The sequence below is a fragment of the Robiginitalea biformata HTCC2501 genome (assembly GCF_000024125.1).
Lineage (GTDB): Bacteria > Bacteroidota > Bacteroidia > Flavobacteriales > Flavobacteriaceae > Robiginitalea > Robiginitalea biformata.
In genome coordinates, this window is record NC_013222.1 from 1272533 (window position 1) to 1292965 (window position 20433).

The 20433-nt window shown below is 56.6% G+C and carries 19 protein-coding genes; 11 read left to right on the forward strand and 8 right to left on the reverse strand.

The genetic code is table 11. From position 1 onward, the window contains the following. Positions 1-15 precede the first annotated feature (15 nt). The 4 genes from RB2501_RS05615 (at position 16) to RB2501_RS05630 (ending at position 6201) form a co-directional block, all read left to right on the forward strand. Positions 16-3297, forward strand: coding sequence for an efflux RND transporter permease subunit (locus RB2501_RS05615; RefSeq protein WP_015753793.1), 3282 nt, complete (start codon positions 16-18; stop codon positions 3295-3297). A 9-nt stretch (positions 3298-3306) separates the two neighbouring features. Further along, positions 3307-4668, forward strand: a complete 1362-nt coding sequence (locus tag RB2501_RS05620; RefSeq protein WP_015753794.1) for a TolC family protein — start codon at positions 3307-3309, stop codon at positions 4666-4668. 106 nt (positions 4669-4774) lie between these two features. Further along, complete coding sequence (locus tag RB2501_RS05625; protein WP_041327013.1) at positions 4775-4957, forward strand: CPXCG motif-containing cysteine-rich protein; 183 nt, start codon at positions 4775-4777, stop codon at positions 4955-4957. Between the two features lie 101 nt (positions 4958-5058). Continuing rightward, positions 5059-6201 (forward strand): formylglycine-generating enzyme family protein, encoded by a 1143-nt coding sequence (locus tag RB2501_RS05630; protein WP_015753796.1) that lies wholly within the window; start codon positions 5059-5061, stop codon positions 6199-6201. 66 nt (positions 6202-6267) lie between these two features. On the opposite strand, the gene RB2501_RS05635 is transcribed toward RB2501_RS05630, so the two are convergent. Next, positions 6268-6543 carry a DUF202 domain-containing protein gene (locus RB2501_RS05635; RefSeq protein ID WP_015753797.1) on the reverse strand — a complete coding sequence of 92 codons (276 nt, stop codon included), beginning with the start codon at positions 6541-6543 and terminating at the stop codon, positions 6268-6270. A 37-nt stretch (positions 6544-6580) separates the two neighbouring features. Beyond that, a complete protein-coding gene (locus tag RB2501_RS05640) occupies positions 6581-7102 on the reverse strand; it encodes a hypothetical protein (RefSeq protein WP_041327014.1) in 522 nt (173 codons plus the stop codon). Between the two features lie 155 nt (positions 7103-7257). On the opposite strand from RB2501_RS05640, the gene RB2501_RS16215 reads away from it, so the two are divergent. Beyond that, entirely contained in the window at positions 7258-7422 is a 165-nt protein-coding gene (locus tag RB2501_RS16215) for a hypothetical protein (protein WP_015753799.1), read from the forward strand. Here the strand turns inward: RB2501_RS16215 and madM are convergent. From madM to RB2501_RS05655, 3 genes are read right to left on the reverse strand one after another with little or no spacing between them, the layout of a single operon-like run. Next, positions 7419-8162: a malonate transporter subunit MadM gene (gene madM, locus RB2501_RS05645; RefSeq protein ID WP_015753800.1), complete on the reverse strand. Its 744-nt coding sequence runs from the start codon at positions 8160-8162 to the stop codon at positions 7419-7421. The genes RB2501_RS16215 and madM overlap by 4 nt on opposite strands. Next, positions 8162-8545, reverse strand: coding sequence for a malonate transporter subunit MadL (gene madL / locus RB2501_RS05650; protein ID WP_015753801.1), 384 nt, complete (start codon positions 8543-8545; stop codon positions 8162-8164). The genes madM and madL overlap by 1 nt, the downstream gene beginning before the upstream one ends. Further along, complete coding sequence (locus tag RB2501_RS05655) at positions 8542-10047, reverse strand: acyl-CoA synthetase (protein ID WP_015753802.1); 1506 nt, start codon at positions 10045-10047, stop codon at positions 8542-8544. The genes madL and RB2501_RS05655 overlap by 4 nt, the downstream gene beginning before the upstream one ends. A gap of 129 nt (positions 10048-10176) precedes the next feature. Here RB2501_RS05655 and RB2501_RS05660 point away from each other — a divergent pair, with 129 nt between their 5' ends. Further along, entirely contained in the window at positions 10177-11664 is a 1488-nt protein-coding gene (locus tag RB2501_RS05660) for a Gfo/Idh/MocA family protein (protein ID WP_015753803.1), read from the forward strand. 198 nt (positions 11665-11862) lie between these two features. Further along, entirely contained in the window at positions 11863-12768 is a 906-nt protein-coding gene (locus RB2501_RS05665; RefSeq protein WP_015753804.1) for a phytanoyl-CoA dioxygenase family protein, read from the forward strand. Positions 12769-12822: 54 nt separating this feature from the next. On the opposite strand, the gene RB2501_RS05670 is transcribed toward RB2501_RS05665, so the two are convergent. Then, positions 12823-14049, reverse strand: a complete 1227-nt coding sequence (locus RB2501_RS05670) for an aminotransferase class V-fold PLP-dependent enzyme (RefSeq protein ID WP_015753805.1) — start codon at positions 14047-14049, stop codon at positions 12823-12825. A gap of 128 nt (positions 14050-14177) precedes the next feature. Here RB2501_RS05670 and RB2501_RS05675 point away from each other — a divergent pair, with 128 nt between their 5' ends. From RB2501_RS05675 to RB2501_RS05685, 3 genes are all read left to right on the forward strand, one after another. Further along, positions 14178-15422 (forward strand): esterase, encoded by a 1245-nt coding sequence (locus RB2501_RS05675; protein WP_015753806.1) that lies wholly within the window; start codon positions 14178-14180, stop codon positions 15420-15422. A 10-nt stretch (positions 15423-15432) separates the two neighbouring features. Further along, entirely contained in the window at positions 15433-16857 is a 1425-nt protein-coding gene (locus RB2501_RS15750; RefSeq protein WP_015753807.1) for an alpha/beta hydrolase, read from the forward strand. 106 nt (positions 16858-16963) lie between these two features. Beyond that, the gene (locus tag RB2501_RS05685; protein ID WP_015753808.1) at positions 16964-17683 is read left to right on the forward strand and encodes a hypothetical protein; all 720 of its coding nucleotides are present in this window, start codon (positions 16964-16966) and stop codon (positions 17681-17683) included. Between the two features lie 20 nt (positions 17684-17703). Here RB2501_RS05685 and RB2501_RS05690 read toward each other — a convergent pair whose 3' ends face one another. Next, the gene (locus tag RB2501_RS05690) at positions 17704-18531 is read right to left on the reverse strand and encodes a class I SAM-dependent methyltransferase (protein ID WP_015753809.1); all 828 of its coding nucleotides are present in this window, start codon (positions 18529-18531) and stop codon (positions 17704-17706) included. 17 nt (positions 18532-18548) lie between these two features. Continuing rightward, entirely contained in the window at positions 18549-19514 is a 966-nt protein-coding gene (locus RB2501_RS05695; RefSeq protein ID WP_015753810.1) for a nitrilase family protein, read from the reverse strand. A 286-nt stretch (positions 19515-19800) separates the two neighbouring features. Between RB2501_RS05695 and RB2501_RS05700 the strand changes: the two genes are divergently transcribed. After that, positions 19801-20328, forward strand: a complete 528-nt coding sequence (locus RB2501_RS05700; RefSeq protein WP_015753811.1) for a hypothetical protein — start codon at positions 19801-19803, stop codon at positions 20326-20328. Positions 20329-20433 lie beyond the last annotated feature (105 nt).

Genomic DNA, 20433 nt, shown 5'->3' on the forward strand with positions numbered 1-20433 from the left:
GTATACCACCACCCGATGCGCAACCTTATCTCTTATTTCATCAAGTACCACGTGGCCGTGGACGTGCTGATCATCGCCTGTGTGATCTTCGGGATCTACGGGGCAAAAAACCTGAACTCCTCTTTTTTTCCACTGGTGGAGTCCCGGAACATTTCCATCAACATTGCCTACCCGGGGGCTTCCCCCCAGGAGGTGGAAGAGGGGATTGTCCTGAAGATCGAGGACAACCTCAAGGGCCTGGAAGGGGTGGAGCGGGTGACCTCGACGTCCCGGGAAAACAGCGGGACCATCAACGTCGAGATCGAAAAGGGGCGGAACATCGACTTTATGCTCCTGGAGGTCAAAAACGCGGTGGACCAGGTGCCTACCTTCCCATCGGGCATGGAGCCTCTGATCGTCTCCAAACTCCGGCCTGTCCGCCAGACCATCAGTTTTGCCATCAGTGGGGAGCAGATTCCGCTCGGCACGCTTAAGCAAATCGGCCGGCAGATTGAGAATGATATCCGCGGGATGGAAGGCATTTCCCAAATCAGCATTTCAGGATTCCCTGAGGAGGAGATCGAGATTGCCGTGGACGAAAAGAGCCTGCTGGCTTACAACCTGACCTTTACCGAGGTTTCCCAGGCCATTGCCAATGCAAACATCCTGGTTACCGGCGGGAATATTAAAACAGATACGGAGGAATACCTTATCCGGGCCAACAACCGGGCGTATTACGGGGATGAACTCTCCCACCTGATCATCCGGGGGGATGCCTCGGGAACGACCGTCCGCCTGCGGGACGTTGCCACCATCCGCGACCGGTTTGCCGAAAGCCCGAATGCCGCCTATTTTGATGGCAACCTCGCGGTTGACGTTTCCATCACCAGTACGAATACAGAAGACCTCATCACCTCTGCGGAGAAGGTCAAGGAATATATTGCGGACTATAACCAAAAGCACAACAACGTAAAGCTCAGCGTCGTCAGCGACCAGTCTACCACGCTGAACCAGCGCACCCAATTGCTGACCGAGAATGCCATTATGGGGATGATCCTCGTGCTGATCTTCCTCTCCCTTTTCCTGAACACGCGCCTGGCATTCTGGGTAGCCTTCGGCCTCCCAATCTCCTTTCTGGGAATGTTTATTTTCGCCCCGTTTTTTGACGTAACCATCAACGTTCTGTCCCTCTTTGGGATGATCATCGTGATCGGGATTTTGGTGGATGACGGTATTGTGATTGCCGAGAATATTTACCAGCATTACGAAAAAGGGAAAAAACCGATACAGGCGGCCATAGACGGCACTATGGAGGTAATCCCTCCAATCGTCTCTGCGATCATTACCACGATACTGGCCTTTTCCATTTTCTTTTTCCTGGACGGGCGGCTCGGCGAATTTTTCGGAGAGGTATCTGTTATCGTAATCCTCACCCTGGCTGTTTCGCTGGTAGAGGCATTGATTATCCTGCCGGCCCACCTGGCGCATTCCAAGGCGTTGCAACCGCATAGCAAGAAGCCCAAAAGCCGCATGGGGCAAGCTTTTGCCAAGTTGCGTGAAATCAACCGCATGGGCGACCGCCTGATGATGTGGATGCGGGATACGGTCTATGTGCCCGTCCTGAGTTTTGCCCTGAGACAGAAGATCCTGACCTTTGCATTTTTTATCGTTGCGTTTGTCCTGACCCTCGGCTCCATCGGGGGCGGGATCGTTCGGACCGCCTTTTTCCCAAACATCGCCAGTGACCGGGTTTCCGTGGAACTCGTTATGCCCAACGGGACCAATGAACGGGTCACGGACTCCATCATCGACATGATCGAAGAGAAGGCGCTCATTGTCAACCGGGAACTCACCGAACAGTATTTGCCGAATTCGGATAAGGAGATGTTCGAGAACATCATCAAGAGCGTCGGCCCGGGATCCTCCCAGGCATCCCTGACCATCAACCTGCTGCCCGGGGAGGAACGTCCCGATGCGGTAGGGTCGGATATCGTATCCAACCGGCTCCGGGAACTCGTGGGCCCGGTTACCGGGGTGGAAAGCCTGATCTTCGGATCCGGCGGCCGTTTCGGGGGTTCGCCCGTATCGGTTTCCCTCCTGGGGAACAACATTGAAGAGCTCAAGGGCGCCAAGGCGGAGCTTAAAAGCGCCATGGAAAACAATTCCCTTCTCAAGGACGTCTCGGACAACGACCCGGCGGGGATCAAGGAAATCCGGCTCGACCTGAAAGAGAACGCCTATCTGCTGGGGCTGGATTTGCGGACGGTGATGAACCAGGTGCGCGCCGGATTTTTTGGCGCCCCGGTACAGCGGTTTCAGCGCGGGCAGGACGAGGTGCGGGTATGGGTCCGATACGACCGGACGAACCGATCCTCCATCAACGATATGGACGAGATGCGGATCGTAACCCCGACCGGCGAGCGGGTTCCCCTCAAGGAAATTGCCGACTACGAAATCGTCCGGGGGGATGTGGCCATCAACCACCTGGACGGGCGGCGCGAGATACAGATTTCGGCGGATATCGCCGACGACGAGACCACCACGGCAACGGACATGTTGGCCTGGGTGCGGGGGGACGTCATGCCGGACATCCTGTCGCGCTATCCCACCGTTTCCGTCTCTTATGAAGGACAGAACCGGGAAGCCGCCAAGACTACCGATTCCATGCAGACCGCCGGCCTGATTGTGCTCCTGCTTATATACATCACCATTGCCTTTACCTTCCGCAGCCTGAGCCAGCCGATCATGCTGATCCTGCTGGTGCCATTCAGCCTCACAGCAGTTGCCTGGGGCCATTGGATCCACGGCTTTCCGCTCAACATGCTTTCCTTCCTGGGCATTATAGCCCTGATCGGCATCATGGTAAACGACGGCCTGGTACTGATCAGTAAATTCAATGGCAACCTGCGAAACGGCATGAAATTCGACGATGCCATTTTCGAGGCGGGCAAATCCCGATTCCGGGCTATTTTCCTCACCTCGATCACCACCATCGCCGGTCTGGCACCCCTCTTGCTGGAAAAGAGCCGGCAGGCCCAATTCCTCAAGCCCATGGCGATTTCAATCGCCTACGGAATCGGGTTTGCAACAGTGCTGACCCTATTGCTGCTACCGCTTTTCCTCTCGTTCAACAACCGGGTAAAAGTAAGCGCCAAATGGCTCAAGACCGGCGAACCTGTCTCCAAGGAGGAGGTGGAACGCGCCATCAAGGAACAACAACAGGAGGAAGACCACCGGGACGGACAGGCTGCCATCCAGGGACAGGCATCCCGGAAAGGTACTTCCCGCACATCGACCGAAAAAGTCGCCGAATATTAATTTGCATAGATGACACTACGTTTTACGATTCTACTCGTTGGCCTCTGCTGGCTGCTTCCCGCTAAGGCCCAGGATTCGCTTTTGACCCGGGAAGACGCCGTGGCCCTCGCCCTGGAAAACAACTTCGGGATCCAGGTGGCCCGCAACCAGGTGGAGATTGCCGGGAACAACGCAAGCATCCTGAACTCCGGGTACCTGCCAACCCTGACCGGCCAGGCCGGTGCAAATTACAGCCGGAACGATTCGCGTACGGAATTCCCGGGGCAGGTGGATGAAGAAGGAAACCCGCTGGCAGACGTGGAACTGAACAATGCGGAAACCCAGCAATACTCCGGCTCGCTCAACCTCAATTACACGCTCTTTGACGGGATGGGCCGGTTCTACAACTACAAGAGCCTCAAGGAACAGTACCGGCTCAGCGAACTCCAGGCCCGGGAGACTATAGAGAATACCGTTTTGCAGCTTTTCAGCGTGTATTTTGAAGTAGCCCGGCTCACTGAAAATGTGAACATATTTTCCGAGGCATTGCGCATATCCCGAGACCGGATCACCCGGGCGGAATACGCCTTTGAATTCGGCCAGAACACGAAGCTGGATATCCTCAACGCGCAGGTGGACGTGACCAACGACAGTATCAACCTGTTGAACGCCCGCCAGCAGCTGGCCAACGCCAGGCGCGACCTGAATGTCGTGATGAGCCGGGATCTCAATGAGGTGTTCCGGGTGGATACGATGATCCGGTTTACGCCCATGCCGCAGGTAGAAGGGTTTATCGAATCGGCCATGGAAAACAACGTGGCCATCCTGCAAACCGAGCGGAACCTGGCCATCAACGAATACGACATCAAAATCAACCGGTCCGGTTACCTCCCGACCATCGGGCTCAGCGGGTCCTACGGCTGGAACCGGAGCCAGAACCCCCCGCGGATCTTCGGAAACTTCCAGGCGCCCGGGACAAACAGTATCAGCTACAACCTGGCCCTGGGGGCAAGCCTTACCTGGAACCTCTTTGACGGGGGCGGCACCACGGTTCGGGTGAAAAATGCCCGGATCGCCTATGAGAACCAGGAACTGTTGCAGCGACAGGTGGAACTCGAGGTAACCCGCGATATCCAGAACGCCCTGGCCATTTACGAGAACCGGCTGGAGATCTTCCATATCCAGGAACAGAACGTATTGACCAACCAGAACAATTTCGAGCGTTCCCGGGAGCAATTCCAACTCGGGCGGATCACCTCCATCGAATTCCGTCAGGCCCAGATCAACCTGCTCAACGCCCAGACCAATAAGAACCTGGCCAAGTACGACGCAAAACTGGCGGAATTGCAGCTGTTGCAACTTACCGGGCAGCTGCTGAACCTGGAGTTTTAAATACTGCGGGTATTTTGCGCAGGGATCGCGTATATTGAACACAGGGGAAAGGCCGGGGGTATTCCCCATACGGTAAGGCCCCCATTACAATCCGTATCTTTGCGGCATGGAAGAGCACTTCTTTCAATGCCCGTACTGCTGGGAAACGATTTCGTTTCTCATCGACACCTCCGTGTCCTCCCAAACCTATATTGAAGACTGTGAGGTTTGTTGCAATCCCATGGAGATTACAGTGGCGTGCGACGGCGCGGGCATCCGGTCCTTTGAGGCCCGTGTGCTGGGGCAATGAACCGGCCAGGGGCTACTGCTCCCAATACAGTTTATCACCCTTTTTTTCTATACAGCTGCTTTGCCGTACTTTAGACACTTGTTAATCCCCGAAAGCTACGTATGATGATGAGACTTTTCCGAAATATTCGCCTGCTTGTCCTGGCAGGAGGTTTAATACTTGCCGCCTGCCGCGATGCGGACGGTCCGTCTTCCCACCGCGGAGATGCCCAGCGGGCGGATCAGGCAGCCGGGGCACAGCTGCCGGAAAAAGCCAGGGCCGGATCCCCGGAGGCGCACCAAAACAGCGTACACCCGGATTCGGTTCCCGAAGGCATGGTGTATATCCCGTCGGGATCGTTCCTGATGGGTGGAAAATCCGACCAGGCCAGCCCGGATGAATTGCCGCGGCGTTCCGTACAGGTGGCCGGGTTTTTTATGGACCGCACGGAAGTGACCAACCGGGAATTTGCTGCATTTGTAGATGCCACCGGCTATGAAACTGTTGCGGAAAAGCCCATTGATTGGGAAGCGATGAAAACCCAGCTGCCCCCCGGCACCCCCAAACCGCCCGATTCCCTGCTCCAGGCGGGTTCCCTGGTATTCCATGCCACCGACCGTCCGGTAGACCTCCGCGACCTGAGCCAGTGGTGGCACTGGACCCCGGGCGCCAACTGGAAGCACCCGGAGGGCCCGGAAAGCGACCTTGAAGGGCGGATGGACCACCCGGTGGTACATATTGCCCTGGACGACGCCCTGGCCTATGCCCGATGGGCAGGAAAACGGCTGCCGACTGAAGCGGAGTGGGAATGGGCCTCGATGGGCGGCCTGGAGGACCCCAAATACCCCTGGGGAAATGCGCCTATTTCGGAATCTGCCGACAAGGCCAATTTCTGGCAGGGGATATTTCCCTATAGCAACGAGCAGGCCGATGGCTATCTGCGAACCGCCCCGGTGGGCACTTACCCGGCCAACGGATACGGCCTGGTGGATATGGCCGGGAATGTGTGGGAATGGTGCCAGGATAAATACCGTTCGGATACCTACCAGCTGGAGACCACCCCCACGGACCGCATGAACCCGCGGGGGCCGGATACTTCTTTCGACCCCAGCGAACCCCTCGCCGAGAAATACGTGATCCGCGGGGGCTCTTACCTTTGTAATGACAGTTATTGCAGCGGTTACCGGGTTTCCAGGCGGATGCGCGCCACCCGGGATTCCGCCTTTGGCCACACCGGCTTTCGCTGTGTAAAGGACGCGGAGTAGGTAGTTCCGCAGATCCATATCCGTTGCAGGGGGAAGCTAACCGGATGCATCAATGGGGCCACCGGTTCAGGTGCGGACCATGTAGTATTTTTTAATCTGTTTTTTCACATAGAGAAACCGGGCGATCCCGATGGCCAGGAGAATGGGGGAGAGGGATAGCAGGAAGTAACCGAGCTCGGCGATTTCCTCCAGAACTGTGAGTTTCAGAATGGCCACCCCGGAACTCAGGAATACAATAAATGTCCTGAAATAGGCCAGGAAGGTGCGTTCGTTGGCCAGGCGGGTCCGTTCTACGGCCAGGTCGTCCGAGCGGCTGAGGTCTAATCGTTTCTTTTTTGCCATGCTAACGGGATTTGGTTGTCAGCTCAAAGTTAACAGGTTAGGACAATTCCCTGGCAACCCTGCCGGTATTCAACCGGTAAATCAACCCAACCAGCAGTACCACACCGCCCCCCAGGGCCCATGGGAAGTACGCTTTAAAGCGTTCATTGCGCTCCGGGTCCCTCCAGGCAGTTATTTCGTAGTCGAAGGCCAGGAAATTCGAAAGGACCAGCAACAGGGAAACGGCCAGGAAGCAGAGGACGACGGTCAGCAACGGTCGGGACCAGTCCCTTCGCCTGAGCATCCCGATGGCGCCGAAAAGCCAGAGCAGGTTCAGGAGGGTGAAAAGGGCGGCAAACAGCCGCAGGTTCGAATAAAAAACAACCTCCAGCATGTTGTGGGCCGGAAAGGTGGCGCTGTCTACAACGCCCTCCGCATACAGCTTGAATAGAAGCACATTGGGCAGGATGCTGATAAACAGGAAGAGGGATGACGCCAGTACAAAAAGCCAACCCCAGAACCGGATAAACCGGGACCCGGAGGATCTTGCCGGAATGTCGCTTTGGGATGTACGCATCATAATCGCCCTGCATAATTACTATTTTCCTGTTGAGCGGCACGAGGAGCAGGCTGGAATTAACGTTCCTTTAAGGTCAAAATAGGATAGAAACCGGGTAAAATCGCTATTTCACGGGAAGGAAGGCCCGCTTAGTTTTGCAGAAAAACTAAATGGCTATGTCGAATATCAAATGGAATTACTGGATCCCCGTACTGGGCGTGGCGGCCATTTTGCAAAACCATGGATCCTACCTCAACAATCGGGAAGAACGCCTCCTGGTTCTTTTTCATGTCCTGACCGCCTTCTTTGGCCTGGCAGCCCTGTTCCTGTCGTTTATCTAGACGAAAAGCCGGACCAGCAGATACAATACAGAGGGGCAGAGCAGGCACCCGATCCCGGTATAGAACGTAGCGGTAAGCGCTCCGTAGGGTACCAGGCGGGCATCCGTAGCCGCCAGCCCGGCCACCACACCGCTGGTGGTTCCGATGAGCCCTCCGAAGACCATGGCCGAATGCGGGTTGTTCAGGCCGATATATCGGGCGATAAAAGGGGTGCCGATAGTGGCCGCCAGGGTTTTGACCACCCCCGCTGCCACGGAAATGGCGATGACATCCGACGTGGCCCCCAGTGCGGTCCCGGTTACCGGGCCCACAATATACGTGCAGGCGCCGGCGGCGATGGTGGTAATATCCACCGGATTGGAATACCCGAGGGCCAGGGCCACCATCGCCCCGGCGACAAATGCGATCAACACGCCGGAGAGCAGCGCAACCACCCCGGCCTTGCCTGCCTGCTTGATGGTTTCCAGGTCGGCCCCCATTGCAGTGGCTACCACGGCAAAATCCCGGAACATGGAACCCCCGAGGACGGCCATTCCGGCAAACAACGGGTGGTCTGCTATCCCGCGCTCCCCTCCCAGGAAGGCCAGTCCCAACCCAATAAGTATAGCCAGGGCGGCCCCGGGCAGCCTGCCCCGGGTCAGGTATCGGGAAATGGCGTAGGCAGCCCCCATAATCAGGCCCACCACCAGGAAGGCCAGGATCAGGCCGTTCCTCTCAATCAGCGTTTCTACCCCGTCCATTATTTCAGCGGATTTTGGCCGCGATCGGACGGCCGGCCGATGCGCGAAAGCAGAGGTACGAGCAGGAACCCGGCTATGGTGGCGCCGAGGCCGGCGAGTACCGCCACCCAACCGCCCCCAAAGGCGGCGTGGACGTTCAGGGTAGCTGCCATGGCAACAATGATGGGGATATACATGGCGCTCCAGAAGGCGATTCCGGATTCGGAGGTATCGGAAAACCAGCCCCTCCTGCGCAGGTACAGGCTAACGAGCATCAGGAGGAACATCGCAAAGCCCACCCCGCCGATATCCCCGGGGATACCGATCAACTCGCCCAGGAGCTGGCCGAGGAATTTCCCGGCCAGGAAGCAACCGCACAACAAAGCAACCCCATATATCTTCATCCGGTGGTATCTGACGGTTTAAAAGAATCCTTCAGGGCATTTTTGGTAACCTTCCCCAGCACATTCCGGGGCAATTCATCCACAAACAGGTACAGGCGGGGGGTTTTGTATCCCGGCAGACGCGTTTTTAACCATTCCGTTAGTTGTTCGGTGTCCGGTTGCCGGGTACCTGGGACGATGGCGGCCCCGATAACCTCCCCCCACTCCAGGTCGGGGACCCCAACCACGCCGCAATCTTTTACCTCAGGATGGGTCCGGAGTACTTCTTCGATTTCCAGGGCGGATATTTTATACCCCCCGGATTTGATGATGTCCACGGAATTCCGGCCGAGGATCCGGTAACTCCCGTCGTCCCACTGGGCGATGTCGCCCGTGCGGAACCAACCGTCCTGGGTGAATGCCTCTGCAGTTGCCTCCGGCCGGCCCCAGTACTCCCGAAAGACATTGGCGCCCTTTACCTGGATTTCCCCGGGACTCCCGTGGGGTACCTCCTGGTTTTCTTCATCCACCAGCCGGACCGATACCCCCGGCAAGGGCTGCCCGATATAACCCGGCCGTCGCAGCCCGTCATAGGGGTTGCTGATGGCCATGCCCATTTCGGTCATCCCATACCGCTCCAGCAAGGTATGCCCGCTGATCTCCCGCCACTGTTCCAGTACGCTGACCGGCAGGGCCGCAGAGCCCGAAACCATCAGCCTGAATTTTTGCAATTGCCCGCTGATGGCTTCCCGCTCTTTTTCCGGCAGGGTTTGGTAGTGCGCAATCAGCTTAAAATAAATGGTGGGCACGGCCATAAACAGGTTTACCTGCCCCCTCAGAAAGGCCTCAAATACCTTCCCGGGTTTGAATTTTGGCAGGAATTCGCAACATGCGCCGCTCCAAAGGGCGCAGCAGAGCATATTGACAATCCCGTGTACGTGGTGCAGCGGGAGTACATTGAGGATGTGGTCGTCGGCCTGCCATTTCCAGGCTTCTGTCAGGGCGGTAATCTGCGCTTCCAACCCGGCGTGAGTGGTAACCACCCCCTTGGGCGACCCGGTGGTCCCGCTCGTGTAGAGGATCATCGCGCGCCGTTCCTGCCCGAGTGTTGGCAGACGGCCCTGTTCCGCCCCGAGTGCGGTGTAGGGAACCAACTTGCTGATGGCTCCCAGGGGTTCGAGGAACTCCCGGTATTCCTCCGTGCAAATGACGGCATCTGCCCCGGTATCCCGGACAACGTATTCCATGGATGGCAACGGGTGTTTCTCGCACAGGGGCACCGCAATGCCGCCCGCCCGCCAGATCCCCCATTGGATACAGACGTAGGCAAACCCCGGCGGGGCCAAAAAGGCAATTCGCGCCTCTTCCAAATCGGCTGCCCCACCCAGCAGGCCCAGGGCCAGCTTGCGGGATTCCGACAGCAGTTGGCCGTATGAATAGCTGCTTCCCGCGCACTGAATGGCTGTTCGGTCCGGGTGCTTCCGGGCGCGCTCAATCAATGGGAGTGATAGATTATTTTCCATGGTCTGGCGGCATTGATGTGGGTCTAAAGTACTAAATTCCCTGTTGCCGAACCGGCGTTGAACCAACGGGGTTATGCAACCCAAAAATATTAGTACCTTTTAGGACCATAGACCATAGACCATAGACCAATGAAAACATCTAAAGGGCCCGCCAAAGGCCCGAACACCAACAAAAGGCGCGATTTCCTGAAGAAAAGCGCCCTGGCATCTTCTGTATTTATCGTACCCCGCCATGTGCTGGGCGGCCCGGGGTTTATCGCCCCGAGCGACCAACTGAACCTGGCAGCCATCGGTGCAGGGGGCAAGGGACGCAGCGATATTATGAACGCATCCGTTGGGGGGCGCGAGCGGGTAGTTGCCCTTTGCGACGTGGATTTCTCCGGCTCGGCGGCCGCCTCGGTGGAATCCTTCCCCAAGGCAAAGCTCTTCAGCGATTACCGGCGGATGCTGGATAAGAAAAAGAATATCGACGCGGTGACCATCTCCACCCCGGACCATATACATGGACCGGCCGCAAAAGCGGCCATGGAGCGGGGTATCCACGTGTATGTGCAGAAACCGATGACCCATAACATCCGGGAGGCCCGGATGCTCACCGAGATGGCGCGGGAGAATAAGATCGTCAGCCAGATGGGGAACCAGGGCGGCTCCAACCCGCTGCTCGGGATGGTCCAGGAGTGGGTGGATTCGGGCCGGCTTGGCAAGATCCACAAGGTGGAAGTCTGGACCAACCGGCCGGTCTGGCCCCAGGGCTTTGCCATGCCTGCCCCGGACCCTTCTCAAAAGCCCGAGGCTTTGGACTGGGACCTCTGGCTGGGGCCGGCCCCCGAGACCCCCTATATCCCGAATATCCACCCGTTTAACTGGCGGGGTTGGTGGGATTACGGCACGGGCGCTTTGGGCGACGTGGGTTGCCACCTGATCGACATCCCCTTCCGCACCCTGGGCCTGAAATACCCCAAGGATGCAGAATGTAGCGTGGGTACGGTATTTACCCAGATGTGGACCCCGGATTACCACCCGGAAGGCTGCCCGCCCTCGTCCTTTATTACGTTGCATTTCGACGCCACCGAAAAGACAGGTTCACCTATCGAGATGACCTGGAGCGACGGGGGGATCCGACCGTCCCACCCGGAAATCATCCCGGCCGACCAGGACATCGGCGGCCACGGCAGTGCCAACGGCGTACTGATCCACGGAGAGAATGGGATCATCTCCACGAATATCAACGACAGTTCGCCCCTGATGCCCAAGCTGTACCTGAATGACGGCACGACGGAATTCGGCCCGGAAGTGGAGGAGAACGAAGAGCCGGAATACGGACACCAGCGCAAGTGGGTGGATGCCTGCAAGGCGGGCTTCGGCAGCGAGGAGCACCTGGCCCTCACCTCGTCCTTTGACTATGCCGGCCCCATGACGGAAACGGTGCTCATGGGGAACCTGGCTATCCGCAGCTACATGCTCCGGCGGGAGGTGACCGGCGAGAACGGCCGGCCCCGGCAGGAGTTCTACGGACGCAGGAAACTGCTTTGGGACGGCGAGAATATGAAGATCACCAACCTGGAGGAGGCCAACCAGTTTGTCACCCGTACCTACCGGGAGGGGTGGGAGATGTAGGCGATTTGCCAATTTGCCAATTTGCCAATTTGGCAATGAATCAATTTGGAAATGAGTCAATTTGGAAATTTGGCTATGGGCAATGCTGCCCCGGGACGGAGGGGATTTTCGCAATTAACTTCGTAAAAAAGCATGTAGTTTTAACTTTACCTGTATGTCCAGTCAGGAGCCTTCCAATGGAATTTTATTAAGTAAAACATGAAGACATCACAAACAAGGGACCTCTCCGAAACCCGGGGTTTGGTGGGAGACCTGTTCCCGGAACTACCCGCGGGGGAGGCCTGGGAGCGCTACCGGCTTACGGATGCGCAGCTTGCCTTTTTTGAGGAAAACGGCTTTCTGAGCGGGGTAAAGATCCTGGACGACGACCAGGTGGATGCCCTCCGGCTGGAGCTTGAGCAACTTATGGACCCGGGCCACCCGGGGCATCATCTGTTTTATGAGTTCCATTCGAATGAATCGTCGGATCCGGATACCGTGCTCTTCCATTCCCTGGGGCATTGGCGCATAACCCCCGGGTTTCACGACGTATTGTGGAACCCCCGGTTTGTGGTCCCTGCCAGCCAGCTGCTGGGCGGCAAAGCTGTCCGATTCTGGCACGACCAGCTGTTTTGCAAACCCGCCCGGCACGGGGGCGTGGTGGCCTGGCACCAGGACTACAGTTACTGGACCCGCACCACCCCCCTGCAACACCTCACTTGTTGGGTAGGCCTGGACGATGCCACAGCGGATAACGGGTGCCTGCAATACATCCCCGGCAGCCATAAATGGGACTTGCTGGAAAAGATCGAACTGGCCGGTTCCATGGACAGCCTCCGGGACCTGCTGAACCCCGGGCAAATCGCACAATACGAAAACCGGGTGGCAGCGGAGATGCCGGCGGGATACGCCACGTTCCACCACCCCAAGATGGTCCACGGCTCCTATGAAAACCGATCGGACAAGCCCCGGCGGGCTTTTGTCCTGAACGTCTTTGCCGACGGTACCCGTTCCAATTCCGATGAGGTTTTACTCAATGGGGTGCCCCCGATTAAAAAAGGGGAACCCATGGGCGGCAGGTTCTTTCCGCTGTTGTTTAAACCACCGGCTGCGCATGGGGAGTAACCCGGCGTAACGGGATTCGCAAACCGGCCGACCGGCGTTGTTTTGAGAACCGGCCTATAAGGCCCGCTTCAAGCCGTCGATAAGCTGAGCGACCTCTTCGGGGCTCGTGTAGTGCACAAAGGAAAGGCGTATCACCCCCGGGTCGGTTGGAAGTTTCATGTCCTTAAGCGGCCGGACGGCATAGAAGTGTCCCATCCCGGTCATCAGCTGGTATTTTGTAAGGGCTTCATAAACCTGGCCCACGGTCTTTTCCAGGGGCAGAATGGAGACGATGGGCGCCCGGTCTTCCGGGGTGTTTGGCCCGACAATCCGGACGTCCTCCCTGCCGGTTAGGAATTCCAACAAGGGTTGCAACAGGCCCTTTTCATGGTCGCGGAACATGCGGTTCAACAGATCCCGGCGTTTTGGGGGCTCCGCCTCCCCCGGAAAATGATGGGCGTATATGGCATCGAAATAGTCTGCCATACCGGCTGCTGCAGCCACCTGGGCGTGGTCGGGCCCCGCGGGGGTAATTTTATGGCGGAGGCTGTCTTTCTTAAAAAAGTGCGCCTGGTTCTCCATTTTTTCCAGCAGGTTGCGTTCCACATACATGACCCCCAGGTGGGGCCCGAAGGTTTTGTAAGCGGAAAACATGTAAATGTCCGCTCCAAGGCCCTTCACATCCGGAATCTCGTGGGGGGCCCAACCAACCCCGTCCACCACGGTGCGCACCCCGCGGCTTCGGGCCATTTCGGAGATTTTCCGAACCGGGTTAACATGGCCGATAACATTGGAACAATGCGGGTAGGCTACCATCCGGGTCTTGTCCGTAAACAAGCGGCTGAGCACCTCCGGGTCGAGGACCCCGGTAACCGGGTCCACATGCCATTCCACAATGTTCAGGCCGCGTTCCCCGAGCCGTCGCCAGGCGCCGGCATTTGCCTCGTGGTCCTGGCAGGAGACGATGATTTCATCCCCGTCATCCCACAGCGGGCGCAGCGCATTGGCCAACACATAAATGTTCTGGGTGGTGGAGGGGCCGAAATGGACTTCCAGCGGGTCGGCACCCATATATTCGGCGATCCGCCTGTAGGCCTCGTCCATCAACTGGCCGGCCCGGGTGGAGGCAGGATAGGGATAGTAGGGCTGTACCTTATTCCCGGTATAGAACCGCGTTAACCGGTCTACCACCTGCCGGCAAGGGTAGGAGCCCCCGGCATTTTCAAAGAAGGCCCAGCCTTTCAGCCCGGGTTGGGAGAACGCCGGAAATTGGGAGCGGGTAAAATCCAGGTCTAGCGTCATGTCTTTCTCTTTGATGATTCTCCGGGAAGGTATAAAAAGTTTTGGGGAGTGGCCCGGCAGATATACGCTTTGATGCGCATCCGGTTAATCCGTATCTTAACAGGATGAACAAGCTAATAGAACAAATTATGAAAAGGATAGTAGCATCTGCCAAACGGAAATTCCCGCTTTCTGGTTTGGCTAAAGGGATTTCGCGCAACGGCGTGCTTGCGCTGGCATTCCTGATCCCGTTTCTGGCGAGTGGACAGGAGATTTCACAGGCTGCCCCGGTGGTCTCCCCGGAATTGGCTGCAAACAACTCGGTGACTTTCCGGATTTCGGCACCCCAGGCAGCTGAGGTCCTACTTACCGGGAACTGGATGCCCACAGCCCCTGCGCCCGAGGGCGGCTTTGCCCAGGAAATGACCCCCCTGGAAAAGGGGCAGGACGGTATTTGGACCGTAACCGTCCCGACCATGGAACCCGAATTGTACGCCTACGCCTTTATGGTGGACGGGGTGCGTACCCTGGACCCGGCCAACAAGAACATCGTACGGGACGGCCGCTTCAGCACGGCCAGCGTGCTTTACGTGCCCGGAGAAGCTTCAGACCTTTACTGGGCAAAAACCGGGCCCAAGGGCAGCGTGAACCAGGTCTGGTATGAGTCGCCCACCCTGGGCCTTACCCGGCGGATGTTTGTTTACACCCCGCCCGGGTATGCGGAAAGCAACGAAAATTTCCCGGTGCTCTACCTGCTCCACGGCGGCGGGGGCGACGAGGAGGCCTGGTCTACCCTGGGTGCGGCCCAGAACATCCTGGACAACCTGATCAATGCCGGCCAGGCCGAGCCGATGCTGGTGGTCATGACCAACGGGAACCCGGACCAGGCGGCCGCCTTTACTGTCAGCCCGAAGTTGGATACCGAACCCCAGGGCGCCGGCGGAATGGCCAATATGCTCTTTGAGAAAAGCCTTGTCAACGACGTGATCCCCTATATCGAAGCGAATTACCAGGTAAAGACCGGTAAAGAAAACCGGGCGCTGACCGGCCTTTCCATGGGTGGGTTGCAAACGATGAATACCACATTTGAAAACCCGGGGATGTTTGATTACATCGGGGTGATGAGTATGGGGTTTGCCGACCTGAGCCGATTCGGGATCGAGATTGACCATTCCAAAAGGGAGCAGCAAATCAAAGCGCTGGCAGCGGCCGAACCGCAATTGTACTGGATTGCCTGCGGCAAGGACGATTTCCTATATGAAAGCGTGGTGACCATGCGGGAGAAGCTGGACGAACTGGACTTTGATTATGTATACCGCGAAAGCCCCGGGGGCCATACCTGGACGAATTGGCGAATTTACCTCTCGGAGTTTGCGCCCATGTTGTTTAAGTAATCTATAGGTTTTGAAGATTTGGGTTCCGGCACGAAATATCCTGCTGCTGGTCCTCCTGGCAATAGGGACAGCCCGGGCTCAAACTGCGACTACCAGCAACCCGGGGCCCCTTCCTGCGGGGGAAGTGGTGGAGGCCATTCCCCTGGGGAATGAGGGGACGGAAAGCTACGCTGCCTACCTGGCCGGTACCGCACAGCCGGGGCGGCCCCTGCCCGTTTTGATCCTGTTTGACCCGGCGGCCCGGGGAGTGCTTGCCGTAAACGCATTCCGGGAGGTGGCCGAGGCCTACGGATTGCTGCTGGTGGGGTCCAATGCCTCCCGCAACGGGCCGTATGAGCGGAATTTTGAAATTGCCAACCGGCTGTTTTCCGAAATTTTCAGCAAGTACCCGATTGATGAAAACCGGGTATTCCTGGCGGGATTCAGCGGGGGTTCGCGCCTGGCAGCTTCCATTGCGGTACTCACCGGACAAATAGCCGGGGTTATTGGATGTGGTGCAGGGTTCGACAGTTCGGCGGGGTACCTGCCCGGGCCGGGGACCGGGTTGCTGTACGCCGGGGTGGTTGGGACCCGGGACATGAATTTTCCGGAAATGCACCACACGCGGGAGTGGTTGCAGAAGCTGGAAATAGAGAACAAACTGATTGTTTTTGAAGGCGGCCACCACTGGCCGGGTCCCGGGGAGCTCCTCCGGGCGATGGACTGGCTGATGCGGGCCGGGCAGTTGCAGGCGAATTTCTCGTTGGAGCCGGGAAGGGCCGATGCCGCCCTTGCACGTGCCCTGGATGCTGCCCGGGCTTATCGGGATTCCGGCAGGTTGGTCAATGCCCTAATGGAGTACCGGGATATCCGCAAATGGTATGGGGAACTTCTTGAGACGGATTCCCTGTCGGGAAGAATCGACGCCCTGCAATCTTCGCCGGCCTACCGGGCCGAAGCGGAGCAGCTGGAGCAAATCCTGGAAGAGGAGGAAGCCTGGACCACCCGGTTCCGGGAGCTTGCTGAGCGGCATTTGGGCGAAGGGGAAGGCCGGGGCTACAACCGTTGGGAATCCGCCTGGGGCAGGTTCCGAAAGAAATTTGAGGGGGAGGAAGGCGTGCAGGTTGCCGCGATGCGCGAGCGCGTGGAAGGCTTTGTTTTTGCCTTTTGTATCGAACGGGCCAACACCTACCGGGCCGCTGGCCAATACGAACAATCCCTGGAGCTGAGCCGCCTGCTGACCTCGGGTTTCCCGGACCGCCCGTATGCCTGGATCCGGGCGGCCGAAGACCACGCGCGGTTGGGGCAGGACGAGGCGGTCTTCGGCGCTTTGGCAAAGGCTGTTACCCTGGGGTTTTCCAACCCGGGGGCACTCCGGTCCAACCCCGCCTTTGGACCTTACGTAAACCGGGATGCCTGGCATTCGCTTTTTGCCGGGGTGGATGAGGTACCCTGATTGCGATTTCAGGGATATCCGGGTCGGAATATTCCCTGATCTTTACTAAATTACAATCGGGGAAACGGGCAGGATACAAAATGCACCGGGCATACCATTCGGGGAGATGGAAAAATACAAGCGATTATATGTATGGATGATCGGCCTGTTTGCGATTGTTCAAATCAGCATATTCTACTATTACTGGCCGCGATTTACCGAGCAGACCTGGGAAATCCATTTTCACTATTGGCTGGTGACCGCTTGGTACCTGATGCTCATTGCACAGCCCTATTTGATTTCTGTGAATAACATTGCAAGGCACCGGACGCTCGGCGTCATCGGGTTTGTCCTGGCGGGAGGCGTTATTTTTACCGGTTTGAGCCTGTTGGATGTCCCCCTGAAGCTGGCAGAAGCGTATGACCCTTCCCGACCCGGCCCCCCAATTTCCTTCTACTATGGAACGCTGATCATCGAAGGGATTTCCATGATCGCCTTCGGTTACGCCATCGTTAAAAGCATCCTGCACCGCAAGGAAATCCACGAGCATTCGTGGTGGTTGATCGCAGGGGCCTTTTACATGATGCCCCCGGCCCTGGGGCGTGGCATGATTATTTTTTGGCGGCGGATCCTGTCCCCTGAAAATTTTAAGCCGGTTATTGTATTGGCAAGTACGGAGGTTATTTACCTGGGCCTGTTCCTGTGGTTTACCGCGAGGTTTGGCAAATTTCGCCATGCGGCTACCGCCATTGGCCTGCTCCTGATTGTATTCCGTATGCTGCGGTTTCCCATGGGCGCCTCAGAAGCTATCCAGGAATTCCTCCACGGTTGGATCAAGTGGCGATGAGAATTTGCCACCATGTTAATTTATCGGATAAAGCAACCACTCTGCAATTGGATTTTTTTCTCCTTGAGGCCGTTTACCAGGTTGGTTATTTTGACTTTTGTTTCAGACCCCATGAGTACGTTCAAGCCCAATTTCGGCGGGCCCGAAGCGGCTATTTTCTGTAACACGCGTTCAAAAAATTCAATTCCCTTTTTTGTCTGGTCGGTTTTTTCCTGACTTTTCATCCCGAGTTCAAGCAGGATTTCAGACATATGAGAGGCGGGTTGCAGGAAGCTGATATCGGGATTATCGGCCCAGGGGACCGGGTAGGTAATGGGTTCCGGTCCAAGTTTAAAGATATCGTAATAGATAAATTTACCCCCCGGTTTTAATACGCGGCTGATTTCCCCATAAAAGGCATCCTTTCTTTCGATGTTCATTTGCACGTGCTGCGTCCACACGGCATCGAAGGATGCATCCGCAAAAGGCAGGGATGTGGCATCGCACTGCAGGAATTCCGTTTTCTCCGATAGCCCCACAAGGTCGGAGAGTTTCCGCGCTGTACGGATAAATTCGCCTGAAAGATCGACACCTACAACCTGGCAATCGAATTCATCTGCCAGCATCCGGCAGGGGCCGCCTAAGCCGCATCCTACATCCAGGAGTTTGGCACCATGCAAGCCTGCCCTTTCGGCAAGTTCTCGGGAAACCTCGGCACCCCGGACATGAAACTCATCCACTGCAGCTATATCGCTTCTGCGGACGTGCTTCAGGTCCACCCCCAATTCACCAAGTCGTTTCAGGATATCTTCGCTGAGCCGCTCCCGATAGTAATGTGCTTCAATTGCTGAATTTTTAAGATCGGACATAATATATCTGGTTTTGGTTATTGCGTATTGGGGGAGCCCGTTTGTGTCTCCCTTTCCATCCAATGGGGAATGGTCCGGGACCTGTTGGCCCGGCCTATGATGTTTTTGTACAAACTGGGTTTACGGGCCCGCTTGTATCGGGTCCCGCCGGCCAGCTCCAGTTTTTTCCTGTCCAGTTGGGCGGTAGCGATCTGGGCATCAAAAGACTCGGTTTCCGCTAGTATTTCCCCATATGGGTCCAGGATCATGGCATTGCCATTTTTCAAATGGTCCCCGTCGTAGCCAATGGGGTTTGAGAAAGCATAAAAGACCCCATTGTCGTAGGCTCGCGCCGGCAACCACCGCATAAGCCAGCCGCGGCCTTTGGGCCCCTGGAATTCTGCCCGGAGGATATCCGGGTGGGTGTCCCGGTTCTCCCAGAGTTCGTGGGCTACATACCCCCGACCCGGCATGGCAGATGGCGTACAGCCTGTCACATGGGGGGCAAATATCAACTCGGCTCCCAACAGGCTCGTTGCCCGAACATTTTCGATGATGTTATTGTCGTAGCATATCAAGATACCGCATTTCCATCCCATTAAATCAAATACGCAGTATTCCGCCCCGGGTTCGATATGCGGGTTGATGAAGGGGTGGATCTTGCGATACCTGGCAACCAGGCCTTCCCCTGTCACGCAAATGTAGGTGTTGTATACCTTCCCATGGTCTACTTCCAGCAGCCCGGCCAGGATGGTCAGGCCGGTTGTTCGGGCCAGCCCGATCAACTGACGCGTACTCGGACCGTCCGGCACGCTTTCCGCCAGGTTCAACAACGCCTCCCTGTCCAGGTTCCGGGTATGGGTGTAGGCCGTAATGCACATCTCGTGGAAACTGATAACCTTCGCCCCGGCGGTTGCAGCCTTGCGCGTCAAATCAGTAATAACGGACAGGTTGTAAGACTTATCTGCATCCCTGGGTTCGAATTGGGCGACGGCAATTTTCATTGGGATGGTTGGATTAATGGAACATACCGGAGCACCGCCCGGGAATATACGCTTAACCTGGTGACACCTTGTGGCATTAGGCAGGGCAGATTGGGATAAAACCGTCCTAAAATAATAAAATCCAGGCAATTGGGTATTTGGGGAGCCAAAAGCGTCAAAATCTGTTGCCTCTCGGTCAAACGGGGCCAGCTTAAAATTACATTTTGTTGAGATGAAATTCTGAGGACAGAAGGCATGTTTTGAAAACCACCTGCCGATTAAGAAACTTGTCAAACCAGTATCGATCATGAAGCTATCCAGATACACCAAACGCGCCATCGGGGGCGGCCTGTTTTCCCTATTCTTTATTTTTCTGAGTTCCTGGCTTTTGGGGACTTTAAGCGGATATGAGGCCAAAGTCCTCATCAAGAATTCCCTTTCCGGGCTGAACGTGCTGTGCAATACCATCGTCCTGGCGTCGGCGACGATACTCGCCCTGCTATTGACTTTGCTCGGCCTGAGTTCTACAAGTAATTCGAAACTCAAGGAAAGCCATTACAGGCACGTCATGCAAATTGCCCGGGTGGATACCGTGGTCTTCATCATGTCCCTGCTGTCCTTCCTGATATTCAACCTGCCCATCACTGAATCCGAAAATGTACCGGCCAATTGGTTTACGATTATCTATTATGTATCGCTTGGGATCAGCGCGGTGCTGAGCGCTTCATTGATAGTGGTAGTCCTGATGCTCTACAACACCGTGATCAATATCATCAAGATCGTCGGCCTGGGCCAGGAAGACCATCCGCTCACCATCGGGGAGGATGAGGATTAACCAGTTACCGCAACCATACTGAATGCGTCAAAATCTGTTGCCTCTCCGTCAAACAGGGTTCTATAGAGTGATTATCTTATATAGTCCGTAAGTTGACTTAAAACA

Excerpts from the sequence above, each read along its gene's own strand:
- RB2501_RS05640 (WP_041327014.1), bottom strand. The coding sequence starts at position 7,102 with ATGATGCGTACATCCCAAAGCGACATTCCGGCAAGATCCTCCGGGTCC.
- RB2501_RS05635 (WP_015753797.1), bottom strand. The coding sequence starts at position 6,543 with ATGGCAAAAAAGAAACGATTAGACCTCAGCCGCTCGGACGACCTGGCC.
- RB2501_RS05695 (WP_015753810.1), bottom strand. The coding sequence starts at position 19,514 with ATGAAAATTGCCGTCGCCCAATTCGAACCCAGGGATGCAGATAAGTCT.
- madM (WP_015753800.1), bottom strand. The coding sequence starts at position 8,162 with ATGGACGGGGTAGAAACGCTGATTGAGAGGAACGGCCTGATCCTGGCC.
- RB2501_RS05670 (WP_015753805.1), bottom strand. The coding sequence starts at position 14,049 with ATGACGCTAGACCTGGATTTTACCCGCTCCCAATTTCCGGCGTTCTCC.
- RB2501_RS05655 (WP_015753802.1), bottom strand. The coding sequence starts at position 10,047 with ATGGAAAATAATCTATCACTCCCATTGATTGAGCGCGCCCGGAAGCAC.
- RB2501_RS05620 (WP_015753794.1), top strand. The coding sequence starts at position 3,307 with ATGACACTACGTTTTACGATTCTACTCGTTGGCCTCTGCTGGCTGCTT.
- RB2501_RS05625 (WP_041327013.1), top strand. The coding sequence starts at position 4,775 with ATGGAAGAGCACTTCTTTCAATGCCCGTACTGCTGGGAAACGATTTCG.
- RB2501_RS05685 (WP_015753808.1), top strand. The coding sequence starts at position 16,964 with ATGGAAAAATACAAGCGATTATATGTATGGATGATCGGCCTGTTTGCG.
- RB2501_RS05690 (WP_015753809.1), bottom strand. The coding sequence starts at position 18,531 with ATGTCCGATCTTAAAAATTCAGCAATTGAAGCACATTACTATCGGGAG.
- RB2501_RS05700 (WP_015753811.1), top strand. The coding sequence starts at position 19,801 with ATGAAGCTATCCAGATACACCAAACGCGCCATCGGGGGCGGCCTGTTT.
- madL (WP_015753801.1), bottom strand. The coding sequence starts at position 8,545 with ATGAAGATATATGGGGTTGCTTTGTTGTGCGGTTGCTTCCTGGCCGGG.
- RB2501_RS16215 (WP_015753799.1), top strand. The coding sequence starts at position 7,258 with ATGTCGAATATCAAATGGAATTACTGGATCCCCGTACTGGGCGTGGCG.
- RB2501_RS05660 (WP_015753803.1), top strand. The coding sequence starts at position 10,177 with ATGAAAACATCTAAAGGGCCCGCCAAAGGCCCGAACACCAACAAAAGG.
- RB2501_RS05675 (WP_015753806.1), top strand. The coding sequence starts at position 14,178 with ATGAAAAGGATAGTAGCATCTGCCAAACGGAAATTCCCGCTTTCTGGT.
- RB2501_RS05630 (WP_015753796.1), top strand. The coding sequence starts at position 5,059 with ATGATGATGAGACTTTTCCGAAATATTCGCCTGCTTGTCCTGGCAGGA.
- RB2501_RS05615 (WP_015753793.1), top strand. The coding sequence starts at position 16 with ATGCGCAACCTTATCTCTTATTTCATCAAGTACCACGTGGCCGTGGAC.
- RB2501_RS05665 (WP_015753804.1), top strand. The coding sequence starts at position 11,863 with ATGAAGACATCACAAACAAGGGACCTCTCCGAAACCCGGGGTTTGGTG.